This window comes from Streptomyces sp. NPDC046716, assembly GCF_040645755.1.
GTDB lineage: Bacteria > Actinomycetota > Actinomycetes > Streptomycetales > Streptomycetaceae > Streptomyces.
Window position 1 is genome coordinate 6,558 of sequence record NZ_JBEYYU010000102.1, and the last position, 11,555, is coordinate 18,112.

At 72.9% G+C, this 11,555-nt stretch carries 11 protein-coding genes; 3 read left to right on the forward strand and 8 right to left on the reverse strand.

All coding sequences use genetic code 11. From position 1 onward, the window contains the following. Positions 1-182: 182 nt before the first annotated feature. The 4 genes from ABZ930_RS39755 to ABZ930_RS39770 all read right to left on the reverse strand — a co-directional run bounded on the left by ABZ930_RS39755 (position 183) and on the right by ABZ930_RS39770 (position 4,720). Complete coding sequence (locus tag ABZ930_RS39755; RefSeq protein ID WP_361559907.1) at positions 183-1,376, reverse strand: cytochrome P450; 1,194 nt, start codon at positions 1,374-1,376, stop codon at positions 183-185. Positions 1,377-1,434: 58 nt separating this feature from the next. Further along, on the reverse strand, positions 1,435-2,664 hold the full coding sequence (locus ABZ930_RS39760) for an ROK family transcriptional regulator (protein ID WP_361559910.1): 1,230 nt from the start codon (positions 2,662-2,664) through the stop codon (positions 1,435-1,437). Between the two features lie 77 nt (positions 2,665-2,741). Next, the gene (locus ABZ930_RS39765) at positions 2,742-3,407 is read right to left on the reverse strand and encodes a response regulator transcription factor (protein ID WP_361559913.1); all 666 of its coding nucleotides are present in this window, start codon (positions 3,405-3,407) and stop codon (positions 2,742-2,744) included. Positions 3,408-3,451: 44 nt separating this feature from the next. Then, the gene (locus tag ABZ930_RS39770; protein WP_361559936.1) at positions 3,452-4,720 is read right to left on the reverse strand and encodes a histidine kinase; all 1,269 of its coding nucleotides are present in this window, start codon (positions 4,718-4,720) and stop codon (positions 3,452-3,454) included. Between the two features lie 187 nt (positions 4,721-4,907). Between ABZ930_RS39770 and ABZ930_RS39775 the strand changes: the two genes are divergently transcribed. Next, the gene (locus ABZ930_RS39775; protein ID WP_361559916.1) at positions 4,908-5,126 is read left to right on the forward strand and encodes a hypothetical protein; all 219 of its coding nucleotides are present in this window, start codon (positions 4,908-4,910) and stop codon (positions 5,124-5,126) included. Between the two features lie 228 nt (positions 5,127-5,354). On the opposite strand, the gene ABZ930_RS39780 is transcribed toward ABZ930_RS39775, so the two are convergent. Both ABZ930_RS39780 and ABZ930_RS39785 read right to left on the reverse strand, forming a co-directional pair. Next, entirely contained in the window at positions 5,355-5,762 is a 408-nt protein-coding gene (locus ABZ930_RS39780) for a ribonuclease (RefSeq protein WP_361559919.1), read from the reverse strand. A gap of 63 nt (positions 5,763-5,825) precedes the next feature. After that, positions 5,826-6,731 (reverse strand): DMT family transporter, encoded by a 906-nt coding sequence (locus ABZ930_RS39785; protein WP_361559922.1) that lies wholly within the window; start codon positions 6,729-6,731, stop codon positions 5,826-5,828. A 410-nt stretch (positions 6,732-7,141) separates the two neighbouring features. Between ABZ930_RS39785 and ABZ930_RS39790 the strand changes: the two genes are divergently transcribed. Next, positions 7,142-7,873 carry an SDR family oxidoreductase gene (locus tag ABZ930_RS39790; RefSeq protein WP_361559925.1) on the forward strand — a complete coding sequence of 244 codons (732 nt, stop codon included), beginning with the start codon at positions 7,142-7,144 and terminating at the stop codon, positions 7,871-7,873. A gap of 43 nt (positions 7,874-7,916) precedes the next feature. Here the strand turns inward: ABZ930_RS39790 and alc are convergent, their stop codons facing one another. Both alc and allB read right to left on the reverse strand, forming a co-directional pair. After that, positions 7,917-9,041: an allantoicase gene (alc, locus tag ABZ930_RS39795; protein WP_361559927.1), complete on the reverse strand. Its 1,125-nt coding sequence runs from the start codon at positions 9,039-9,041 to the stop codon at positions 7,917-7,919. A gap of 3 nt (positions 9,042-9,044) precedes the next feature. Further along, positions 9,045-10,391, reverse strand: coding sequence for an allantoinase AllB (allB, locus tag ABZ930_RS39800; RefSeq protein ID WP_361559930.1), 1,347 nt, complete (start codon positions 10,389-10,391; stop codon positions 9,045-9,047). Positions 10,392-10,605: 214 nt separating this feature from the next. Between allB and ABZ930_RS39805 the strand changes: the two genes are divergently transcribed. Beyond that, the gene (locus ABZ930_RS39805; RefSeq protein WP_361559933.1) at positions 10,606-11,406 is read left to right on the forward strand and encodes an IclR family transcriptional regulator; all 801 of its coding nucleotides are present in this window, start codon (positions 10,606-10,608) and stop codon (positions 11,404-11,406) included. Positions 11,407-11,555: the final 149 nt, after the last annotated feature.

Here is an 11,555-nt window from a genome sequence, read left to right on the forward strand (position 1 = left end):
CGCCCCTAGGCCGTTCGTCACGCGCGGGCCGGTGGCCGCTTCTCGCGCAGTTCCTCGCGCCCCTGGGGCGTAGGTCCGCTGACGGACGGTGGGCGCTTCTCGCGTCTCTGACGGGGCGTGCCTCCGGCTGAATAAGCCTCTCCGGCGATTGAGGAGCGGGGGCCGGGGCGGAGCCCCGGGGGTTACCAGCGCACCCGCAAGGTGCGGACGCCGCGCATCAGCAGTCCGGGCAGCCAGGTGTCCGGGGTTCCGTCGAGGGCCAGGTCCGGGCAGCGGTCCAGGAGGGAGCGGAGCGCGACGCGGCCCTCCAGGCGAGCCAGTGGTGCGCCCAGGCAGTAGTGGATGCCGTGGCCGAAGGCGAGATGGCCGCGGGGCGCGCGGCGGATGTCGAAACGGTCCGGGTCGGGGAAGCGCTCCGGGTCGCGGTCCGCGTCGCCGATCGCGATCAGGACGGGGTCACCCTCGGGGATCACCGTGCCGCCGATCTCGACCGGCTCGGCCGCGAAGCGATGGGTGCTCGTCTCGACCGGGCCGTCGTAGCGCAGCATCTCCTCCACGGCGCCGTCGATGAGGCTCATGTCGGCGCGCAGCGCGGCGAGTTGGTCCGGGTGGCGGAGGAGGGCGCGGACGCCGTTGCCGATCAGATTGACCGTCGTCTCGTGGCCGGCGACGAGCAGCAGGAAGGCCATGCCGCGCAGCTCCGCCGGGGACAGCCGATCGCCGTCCTCGGCCGTCGTGCGGATCAGCGCGCTCAGCAGGTCGTCGGCGGGGGCCGCGCAGCGCTTGTCCTCGATCAGCGCGTCGAGGAATCCGGCGATCTCGACATGGGCGGCGTACGCCTCCTCGTCGGACGTCGGCGCCACCACCTGCGTCGACATCCGGCGGAAGCGGTCGCGGTCGATGTCGGGCACGCCGAGCAGTTCGCAGATGACGACGAGGGGGAGCGGGAAGGCGAGGGACGCGATCAGGTCGGCGGAGCCGCGCGGCACCATGTCGTCGAGCAGTTCGTCGGTGATCTTCTGGATGCGCGGGGCGAGCGCCGCCACCCGGCCGGGGGTGAACTCACGGTTGACGAGCGAGCGCAGCCTGCCGTGCTCCGGCGGGTCCGCGAACAGCAGGTGCGGGCCGATGAGGTCGTCCGTCATGTCCCACGGCGGCGACTTGGCCAGGCGGGGGTCGGTGAAGGCGGCGCGCGCCGCCTCGTGCCCGACGATCAGCCACAGCTCCTCGGCCGGGCCGGGGCCCGGCGTGCGCACGTGGTGGACCGGGCCGCGGGCCCGCAGCTTCTCGTACACCGGGTACGGGTCGGCGTAGAACCCCGCGCGGCCACCTTCCGCGTACTCGCTGTACTCGTTCAGATCGACGATCTCGCTCATGCCCCGTGCCCTTCCGCTCCGTGAAGCGACCAGCCCGTCCCCCGGCTCCGCACTCCTCTCAACTCGCGCCGCTCACGATCGGTTCCCGCCGCGTGCCGCCCGTCTCCAGGAACCGGGCGAGCGGCAGGGTCGCCGCGCCGACGGTGACGGCGTCCGGGCCGAGCCGGCCCAGCTCGACGGTGGCCTGCGCGAGGGGGTGCCGCAGCGCGTTCGCGGCGGCGGCGCGGCGTACGGGGGCGATCAGTCGCGGGCCGAGCAGCAGTCCCGCCCAGCCGCCGACGACGATCCGCTCGGGGTTGAAGAGGTTGACGAGGTCGGCGATGCCCGCGCCGAGGAACTCGGCCGTCTCGTCCAGCACGCCCGCGGCGGAGGGGTCTTCGAGGAGTTCGGCGAGCGCGCCCTCCTCGTCCGGGGACGACCAGCTGCCGCCGGCCTCCCGCCACCGCTCGAGCAGCGCCTCCGCGCCGACGTACGCCTCCAGGCAGCCGCGCGCGCCGCACCGGCACTCCCGCCCGCCGACCTGGAGGACGGTGTGGCCCCACTCCCCCGCGCTGGACGAGGACCCCTGGTAGGGCACGCCGTCGGCGATGACGCAGGCGCCGACGCCGGAGCCGATGAGGGCGATCACGGCGTTGCGGGCGCCACGGCCCGCGCCGAACCACATCTCGGCGCGGCCGAGCGTCTTGGCGCCGTTGTCGACGAACAGGGGCAGCTCGGCGAGGAGTTCGCCCTGCGCGCGCAGCATGGCCTCCAGCGGGACCGCGTCCCAGCCGATGGTCTGACCGTGCACCACGGCGCCCTCGGGGCCCGAGGCGTCGACGATGCCGGGCACGCCGATCCCGACGCCGATGAGCGAGGCCGGGGCGGCCGCCGCCTCGGCGATGACCCGGGTCAGCCCGTCCGCGATGAGCCGCACCACGCCCTCGGCGTCGTAGCGTCCGCCGGGCAGCGGCGCCTCCACGCGCGCGAGTTCCTTGAGGGAGAGGTCGAACAGCTCCACCCGGACCCGGGTCTCGCCGACGTCCACGCCCGCCAGGTGACCGCTGCCGGGGGCGACCCGCAGCAGGGTGCGCGGGCGGCCGCCGTCGGATTCCACGGACCCGGCCTCCTCGACCAGGCCGTCGGCGACCAGTTCGGAGACCACATTGCTGATGGAGCCCGAGCTGAGGCCGGTCAGCGGGCCCAGCTCCTGTCTGCTGAGCGGCCCCTCGAAGTAGAGCTTGCTCAGCACGGTCGCCCGGTTGTTGCGGCGCAGATCGCGCACCGTACGCCGACGTGGTCCTGCCATTCCCCGCTCCCGCCCCTTCACCCAACAGCATCCAGCTCTTCGATCACGCTGTGAATTTACCCCGGCCGGGGACCGGTTCAGCCTTCGTCCAGCAGTCCCGCGTCATGGACGAGCAGCGCGATCTGTACGCGGTTGTCGAGATCCAGCTTGGTCATGACCCGTGAGACGTGGGTCTTGACGGTGGCGACGCTCATGTAGAGCGTCGCGGCGATCTGCGCGTTGGACTTGCCGCGGCCCACCTCGGTCGCCACCTCCCGCTCCCGCTCGGCGAGTTCGCCGAAGCGGGCCCTGGCCCGGGCGGCGCGCACCTCGCGTCCGGAGGCCGCGGCGTGCGTCATCAGCTGGCGGGTCACGGCGGGCGACAGGACCGGGTCGCCGCTGGCGACGCTGCGCACGGCGCCGAGGATGTCGGCGGGCGAGGCGTCCTTGAGCACGAATCCGGCGGCGCCCGCGCGCAGCGCCCGCAGCACCTGCTCGTCGGCGTGGAAGGTGGTGAGGACGACGATCTCGGGGGCGTCCTCACGGGCCCGCAGCCGCTCGGTGGCGGCGAGGCCGTCGAGGACGGGCATGCGGATATCCATGAGGACGACGTCGGGCCGGAGCGCGGCGGCACGGGTCAGCGCCTCCTCGCCGTCGGCGGCCTCTCCGACGATCTCGACGTCGTCGGCGCCGCCCAGCATGAACCGCAGGCCCGAGCGGACCAGGGGATCGTCGTCGACGAGCAGCAACCGGATCGCGTTCATGGCCCCCACCGTAGTCAAGCTCCCGTCCCCGGTGCGCGGGTGTGTCAGCCGCTCCACGGCAGCCAGGCCCGCAGCAGGAACCCGCCGTCGGCGGCCGGCCCGTGGTCGAGCCGGCCGCCGGCGAGGGTGGCCCGCTCGGTCAGTCCGATCAGGCCCTGCCCCGAGCCGGGGACGTGCGGGACGTCGCCGGGCGGCGCCGGATTGCGGACGGTGATGGTGAGCCCGTCGCCCGCGGCGCCGGTGACCGTGACGGCGACCCCGGCTCCGGGGGCGTGCTTGCGGGCGTTGGTCAGGCCCTCCTGGGCGATGCGGTAGGCGGTGCGGCCGGTGGAGGCGGGGACGGCCTTGGGGTCGGGGACGCGGTTGTCGAGCAGCACGTCCATGCCGGCCTCGCGGGACTCCGCGACGAGGGTGTCGAGGGCGACGAGGGTGGGCTGCGGGCGGCCCGACTCCTCGCCGTGGTCGGCGGCGCGCAGCACGCCGATGATCTCGCGGAGGTCCTGCAGCGCCTCGTGGGCGCTCTCCCGGATGACGCCTGCCGCGCGGGCGACCTCCTGCCGGGGCGCGTCGGGCCGGAACTCCAGGGCCCCCGCGTGCACGCTCAGCAGGGTGAGCCGGTGGGCGAGCACGTCGTGCATCTCGCGGGCGATGGCCTCGCGGGCCAGCCGCTGGGCGTTCTCGGCGCGCAGGGCCGCCTCGTTCTCGGCGCGCACGGCCCGGTCCCGCAGCGACATCAGCAGCTGGCGCCGGGAGCGCACGAACATGCCCCAGCCGACCGCGGCGACCGTGATGATCACCGTGAAGGTGACCGAGACGCCCCAGGACGAGTCCGGTTCGGGCCGCAGCCAGAAGAAGAACGGGACGAGCACGAGGTTGGCGCCCGCGACCCAGGCGATGTAGCGGAACGGGCGGTGCACGGCGAGCGTGAACAGCGCGATCACGGAGGCGCCGCCCGCGCTGTTGGACAGGAAACCGACCGGGAGCATCGCGAGGGCGAGGCCGAGCGGCCAGCGTCTGCGCAGCCAGACGGCGGCACAGGCCAGCGCGCCGAGCACCTGGTCGATCAGGGCGAGGGCCTGCGGGGTGTGCGGATCGTCCCAGACCTGCTCGGCCGCGACGAGGCCGATGAAGACGGCGACCAGGAAGCAGCTGAAGTCGACGATCCAGTCGCGGGCGGTGCGCCGTCTGCGGCCGGGACGGCCGTCGTGGTCGAGGTCGAGTTCGTCGGCGAGGGCCGAGGGCAGCCAGCGCCGCCACCGCGGCGACGGTTCACCCGCCGGTTCCGCGATCCGCGCCGTCTGCTGGTCCCGCATGGCCTCCATGGTCGACAAATCTACGCACGATGGGCTCCGCGCACCGCTTCGTGCGGTGATCCGGGACCTAAGTCGGGCCGCGGAAGACTTTGGTCGCGGGCGGCCGGGCCGTCCGGCGACCTGTGGCGGACGGGCCTCGCCCCGCGGCCGATGTGAGTGGGGGGTCCGCGGGGCGAGAGTTCCTGGCATGAACGAGAAACGGTTGCGGACGGTGCTGGAGATCATCGGAGCCATCGCCCTGGTCCAGGGCGCCATGGGGCTGATCCACGCGTTCACCGGCCGGCTGGGCTGGGGCCTGATCGGCCGGGTCCCCTTCGTCGACGGCCGCGAGGTGTACGGGAGCATCGCGCTGGTGGTGCTCGCGATCGCCCTGTTCGCGGCCGCCGACAGCCGGAAGGGGAGCTAGGGCCTGTCTTCACACTCCCCTCGTCGCCCGGAGGGCGGCCCCGCGGCGTCTGGTGCGTGCTCTCGGCGGGCCGGGGGCAAGGCCTCGTACTGGACGTACTCGGCCTTGTGCCCGGTGCGGCGAAGGGGGTACCTCCCGCACGAGCCGTGCGAAGCCGGTTCGAGTGTGGGGGAGCGTGCCAGGCGTCGCGGGGCAGAGGGGAGTTTGAAGACAGGCCCTAGGACGGGGTCAGCAGCCGTGGTCGACCAGGTCGAACGAGGCGTAGTGGTCGGCGGTGTAGTAGTCCTCGTCGGTGGCCTCACCGGTGACGATGCGGCGCGCGCCGCGGTCGGACGAGCCCGGGGTGATGACCGTGTACTCGTGGTAGTAGCCGGTGGACTGCGACGGCAGGACGCCCTCGCGGTTCTGGAACACGGTCCCGTCCTGCGAGTACGGGAACGGGCCGCCCGCCTCGATCAGGTCCAGGGTGTCGTGCGCCTGGGAGGGCAGGTCGGAGTAGCAGATGTCACCGACGGCGGCGGCGGCGCGCACGGAGACGGCGGCCGTGGGGGCGGCCTGGGCGGCGACGGTGGCGGGGCCGCCGATGAGGAGGGCGGCGGCAACGGCTGCGGCACTGAGGAAGCGTGGGGTCTTCATGCGTTCAATTGACGCGCGTAGCGCTACGCGCGTCAATCCCAACTGCCGCATGTTTTCCGGCCGTTAACTTGCGGAGCGGCGGCCCCAACCGGTTCCGGCCAGGACGAGAACCGCTCCCGCGACGCCCAGAACGCCCAACTTCTCGCCGCCCAGGGCGATTCCGACGGCGGCCGCCCAGAGGGGTTCGGTGCCGAGCAGCAGGCTCACGCGGGAGGGAGAGGTGCGGCGTACGGCCCACATCTGTACGAAGAACGCGAACAGCGTGCAGCAGACGGACAGGAACAGCAGCCCCGCCCAGTCGGCGGGCCGGAAGTCGGCCGCCGCTTCCCAGGGGGCGGCTCCGGTGCCCGGGACCGCGCAGAGCAGGGCGAACACCACGACTGCGGTGCCGAGTTGGACCGTCGTCAGCGGCAGCGCGTCGGCGCCCCGCACGGCGCGCAGGCGGGCCATGGCGAGGACGTGCACGGTGCGGGCGAGGGCCGCCAGGAGCATCAGCAGATCGCCGGCCGAGGGTGTCGTGAAACCGCCCCCCTGGGTGAGCAGGACGACGCCGAGGACCGAGGTGCCGGCCGCCGCGAGGAACGTACGGGACGGCCGGGTCCTGGTGAGCGCGGACTCGGCGAGCGGGGTGAAGATCATGGTGAGGCTGATGATGAGGCCCGCGTTGGTCGCCGAGGTGTGCACGACGCCGTAGGTCTCCAGGAGGAAGATCCCGCTGAGGATCAGGCCGAGCAGTCCGGCCCCGCGCCACTGGGCGGCGCTCAGCGCGCGCAGCGCGCGCAGGCCCGCGCCCGCGAGGACGGGCAGCACGATGCCGAAGCGCAGGACGAGGACGGCGAGCACGGTCGACTGGGTCGTGACGCCCTTGGCGGCGAGATAGCTGGCGCCCCAGACGACGGCGACGGCGAGCACGGGAACGTCGGTGAGCCAGGCGCGGGGGCGCGGCGCGGGCAGGGCGAGGCTGCTCAAAGGTGTCTCCGGGAGGGTGGGTCCGTGCGGAGACGTCGACGGCTCGCGCGAGGCAGCGCTCACGGTATCCAGCGCGTGATCACGTCGGCTAGGGCCTGTCTCCAAACTCCCCTCGTCGCCCGGAGGGCGGCCCCGCGGCGTCTGGTGCGTGCTCTCGGCGCACCGGGGGCAAGGCCTCGTACTGGACGTACTCGGCCTTGCGCCCGGTGCGGCGAAGGGGGTACCTCCCGCACGAGCCGTGCGAAGCCGGTTCGAGTGTGGGGGAACGTGCCAGGCGTCGCGGGGCAGAGGGGAGTTTGAAGACAGGCCCTAGGGGTCGGGCTCCGGTCTCGGTGTCCGTTTGCCGCCAGCTTTCGCCTCCGTACGTCGCTGTACTCGGAGCACGACAACAGCTCGCTACGGAGGCGGACATGAACGGCAAGGTGGCTCTGGTGACCGGCGGCTCGCGCGGGATCGGTGCGGCGACGGCGGTGCGGCCGGCCGCGGACGGATTCGACGTGGCCGTCACCTACGTCCGGGGCAAGGCGGCCGCCGAGGAGATCGTGCGGCGGATCGAGGGTCTCGGCCGGCGCGGACTGGCGCTGCGGGCGGACTCCGCGGACGCGGGTGAGGCGGCGGAGGCTGTCGAGCAGGCCGTCGCGCGGCTGGGCCGCGTCGACGTGCTCGTCAACAACGTCGGCCTGGGGGTGCTCGGCCCGTTGGAGAGCCTGTCGCTCGCCGATGTCGACAAGGTGCTCGCGGTGAACGTGCGCGGAGTCTTCCTCGCCGCGCAGGCCGCGGCGCGGCTCATGGGCGAGGGCGGCCGGATCGTCACGATCGGCACCTGCATGACGCAGCGCGTCCCGGGCCCCGGCGGCACCCTCTACGCGATGAGCAAGTCGGCCCTGACCGGCCTGACGAAGGCTCTCGCCAGGGAGCTGGGCGGGCGCGGGATCACCGCGAACATCGTCCACCCCGGCCCGACGGACACCGACATGAACCCGGCGGACGGGCCGTACGCGGCGGGACAGGCGGAGCTGACGGCGCTCGGCCGGTACGGCACGGCGGACGAGGTGGCGTCGGCCGTCGCCTACCTGGCGGGCGACGGGGCGTCGTACGTGACGGGCGCCGAGTTCGCGGTGGACGGCGGCCACGCCGCGTGACACCGCGGGTGTGCGGGGCGCACCGGCGCCCCGCACCTCGCCGTCAGGAGCCCGACTCGGCGTGCCGCGCGGTCAGTTCGGCGGTGCCCTGCTCGGTCAGGGAGCCGAACAGGCGCAGCCGGGAGATGCCGCCGTCCGGGTAGATGTCGATCCGGGCGTGGGTGCCGACCGCCGGGGTGTCGAGCACGAAGCGGTGGTTGGTGTCGGGCTGGAGCCGGGTGCGGGGCAGCACCTCGGTCCACTGGCCGCTCTCGCCGTCCTTGACGGAGACGGACGCCCAGCCGGCGCTGTTGCCCTTCAGGTACGCCGTGTCGATCTCCAGGGCGCGGATCTCGGACTGGGCGGCGAGCTGGTAGCGGATCCAGTCGTTCCCCTGGTCGCGGCGGCGCCGGGTCTCCCAGCCGTCGTCCATCTTGCGGGAGTAGCCCGGCTGGATGGTGTTGGAGGCGGGCGAGTAGAAGAGGTTCGAGGCGTCCTCTGCGCGGCCGCCGTTGGCGAGGGCGACGACGTCGAACGTGCCGAGCGTGGCGAGCCACTTGGGGTCCGGGACGACCTCGCCGTACACGCGCAGGCGGGCGATGCCGCCGTCGGGGTGCTGGTTGACGCGCAGGTGCGTGAAGCGCTGCTCGGCGTCGACCGCGAAGCCGTTGGCGGCGTGGCCGCCGACGGCCGTACGGGGGACGAGCGTCGTCCACTTCACGTCGTCGGCGAGCAGCTCCTCCGGGGTGGGCGCGCCCGCGACGGAGGTGGCCTCGACGCTGACGGCCTGCGGGTAGTTGCCGCGGAAGTGGGCGGTGTCGACGACGATGCCGCGGATCACGCCGGGCGCGCCGAGCCGGACGAGCGCCCAGTCGTGGTCGTCGGCGGTGGGCCACGGGTGGTCGGCGCCCGCGCCGCGGCGACGGCGGGTCTCCCAGCCGTCCATGATCTTGCCCTTGTGGCCGAAGTGCTCGGGGTCGAACTCGGCGCGGCCGGGCACGAGCAGGTTCTCGCGCTGGGCGAAGAACTCGTCGTTGGCGGCGATCACTCCGGCGCCGAGCGCCCGCGCGGCGAGGTCGACGTACCGGGTGAACGGGAAGTCCGCGGTGCGGTAGTCGGCGTACGGGTCGCCGCCGCCGTAGGGGCTGGCGTCACCGGTGAAGCTGGGTATCCCGGAAGTCGCGGACATCTCTTACTTGTTCCTTTCGAGGAGCTTGCCCTGCGGGGCGGTGAACTCGCCGTCGGCGACGATGCGTTCGCCGCGCAGCCAGGTCGACTTCACGACGCCGTGCAGTGTCTTGCCCGCGTACGCGGTGACGCGGTTGCGGTGCTGGAGCTCGGCCGGGTCGACGGTGAACGTCTCCTCGGGGGCGAGGACGGCGAAGTCGGCGTCGCGGCCGACGGCGATGGCGCCCTTGCGGTCGTCGAGGCCGACCAGCGCGGACGTCCGCTCGGACATCCAGCGCACCACGTCCTCCAGGGAGTGGCCGCGCCCGCGGGCCGCGGTCCAGATCGCGGGGAGGCTGAGCTGGAGGCCGGAGATGCCGCCCCAGGCGGTGGCGAAGTCGTCGGTCTTCAGGTCGGCGGTCGACGGCGAGTGGTCGGTGACGATGCAGTCGATGGTGCCGTCGGCGAGCGCCTGCCACAGCAGGTCCTGGTTGGCGGCCTCGCGGATGGGCGGGCAGCACTTGAACTCGCTTGCGCCGTCCGGGACTTCCTCGGCGGTGAGCGTGAGGTAGTGCGGACAGGTCTCGACGGTGACCTTGACGCCCTCGGCCTTGGCGGCGGCGATCAGCGGCAGCGCGTCGGAGGAGGACAGGTGCAGGATGTGGATGCGGGCGCCGATCCGCTTCGCGGTGTCGATGAGCCCCTTGATCGCGACGTCCTCGGAGACCCGGGGGCGGGTCGCGAGGTAGTCGTCGTACTTCGGGCCGCTGTGGTGCGGGGCGACGTCCAGCTCGTGCGGGTCCTCGGCGTGCACGATGAGCAGGCCCCCGAACCCGGCGATCTCGGCCATGGAGGCGGTGAGCTGCTCGCCGTCCAGGTGCGGGAACTCGTCGACGCCGGACGGCGACAGGAAGCACTTGAAGCCGAAGACGCCGGCGTCGTGCAGCGGGCGCAGGTCCTTGACGTTGTCGGGCAGGGCGCCGCCCCAGAAACCGACGTCGATGTGCGCCTTGCTCGCCGCCACCTCCTTCTTCGTACGGAGGTTGTCGACCGTCGTCGTCGGCGGCAGGGAGTTGAGCGGCATGTCGACGAGCGTGGTGATGCCGCCGGCCGCGGCGGCGCGGGTGGCGGTCCAGAAGCCCTCCCACTCGGTGCGCCCAGGGTCGTTCACGTGGACGTGGGTGTCGACGATGCCGGGCAGCAGCACGTCGTCGCCGAAGTCCTCGATCCTGGCGCCCGCCGGCACCTCCGCGTCGTGCGCGAGCACCGCGGTGATCTTCCCCTGGGCCACGGCGACCGACGCGGGCCGCGTACCGTCGGGGGTGATGACGCGGGTCGAGCGCAGCACCAGTTCGACTTCGACGTCCGACACCCTGGACCTCCCGTACATGAGTTCAACGTTCTGTTGAAGGAGTTTTCACTCCGACTTCGGGAACCGTCAAGGCTCTAGACGTTTCCACAAAGTGAAATTATGATTCCGGTAGGCAGAACGTAGCTACCGACGAACTTCGAGGTCAAGAGATCACCGGTCGGGAATCGCTCGGTAGGCTGCACCATCGCCTGCTTGTCCTCGAAAGGAACGCGCCGTGCCGACGTCCGACGCCAGCACCACCGACACTGCAAAGGCCACACCCAGCGGCGGTGTCCAGTCCCTGGAGCGCGCCTTCGACCTCCTGGAGCGGATGGCCGACGCCGGTGGCGAGGTGGGCCTGAGCGAACTCTCCGCGAGCAGCGGCCTCCCCCTGCCGACGATCCACCGCCTGATGCGCACGCTGGTCGCCTGCGGTTACGTGCGTCAGCAGCCCAACCGCCGGTACGCGCTCGGCCCGCGCCTGATCCGGCTCGGCGAGTCGGCGTCCCGGCTGCTCGGCACGTGGGCGCGGCCGTATCTGGCACGCCTCGTCGAGGAGACCGGCGAGACCGCGAACATGGCGCTGCTCGACGGCGACGAGATCGTGTACGTGGCCCAGGTGCCGTCCAAGCACTCGATGCGGATGTTCACCGAGGTCGGGCGGCGGGTGCTGCCGCACTCGACCGGAGTGGGCAAGGCGCTGCTCGCCTACACCCCGGCCGACGAGGTGCGGTCGCTGCTCGGGCGGACCGGGATGCCCGCCGCGACCGAGAAGACGATCACCACGCCGGACGGTTTCCTGGACGCGCTGGAGGAGGTCCGGAGGGTCGGGTACGCCGTCGACGACAACGAGCAGGAGATCGGGGTGCGGTGTCTCGCCGTCTCCGTGCCCGATTCGCCGACCGCCGCCGCCATCTCCATCTCCGGGCCTGCCGGGCGCGTGACCGATGCCGCGACCGAGAAGATCGTGCCGGTGCTGCAGCAGGTGGCCCGCGAGCTCTCCGTGGCACTGGCCAGCTCCGGCAACGCGTCGTAGGGGTTGCGGGCCCGTCGCCGGGTGCGGCTCTCGCCGTGGCTGGTCGCGCAGTTCCCCGCGCCCCTGAAGGCATGCGCTGCGCGCGCCTTCCCCTGGACGAGCGGAGCTCGTCTCAGGGGCGCGGCCCGCCGTCTCGCGGGCCAGCGCCA

What these genes read in the sequence shown, in the direction of transcription:
- ABZ930_RS39755 (WP_361559907.1), bottom strand. Translation starts at nt 1,376, where the DNA reads ATGAGCGAGATCGTCGATCTGAACGAGTACAGCGAGTACGCGGAAGGT.
- ABZ930_RS39760 (WP_361559910.1), bottom strand. Translation starts at nt 2,664, where the DNA reads ATGGCAGGACCACGTCGGCGTACGGTGCGCGATCTGCGCCGCAACAAC.
- ABZ930_RS39765 (WP_361559913.1), bottom strand. Translation starts at nt 3,407, where the DNA reads ATGAACGCGATCCGGTTGCTGCTCGTCGACGACGATCCCCTGGTCCGC.
- ABZ930_RS39770 (WP_361559936.1), bottom strand. Translation starts at nt 4,720, where the DNA reads ATGCGGGACCAGCAGACGGCGCGGATCGCGGAACCGGCGGGTGAACCG.
- ABZ930_RS39775 (WP_361559916.1), top strand. Translation starts at nt 4,908, where the DNA reads ATGAACGAGAAACGGTTGCGGACGGTGCTGGAGATCATCGGAGCCATC.
- ABZ930_RS39780 (WP_361559919.1), bottom strand. Translation starts at nt 5,762, where the DNA reads ATGAAGACCCCACGCTTCCTCAGTGCCGCAGCCGTTGCCGCCGCCCTC.
- ABZ930_RS39790 (WP_361559925.1), top strand. Translation starts at nt 7,142, where the DNA reads ATGAACGGCAAGGTGGCTCTGGTGACCGGCGGCTCGCGCGGGATCGGT.
- alc (WP_361559927.1), bottom strand. Translation starts at nt 9,041, where the DNA reads ATGTCCGCGACTTCCGGGATACCCAGCTTCACCGGTGACGCCAGCCCC.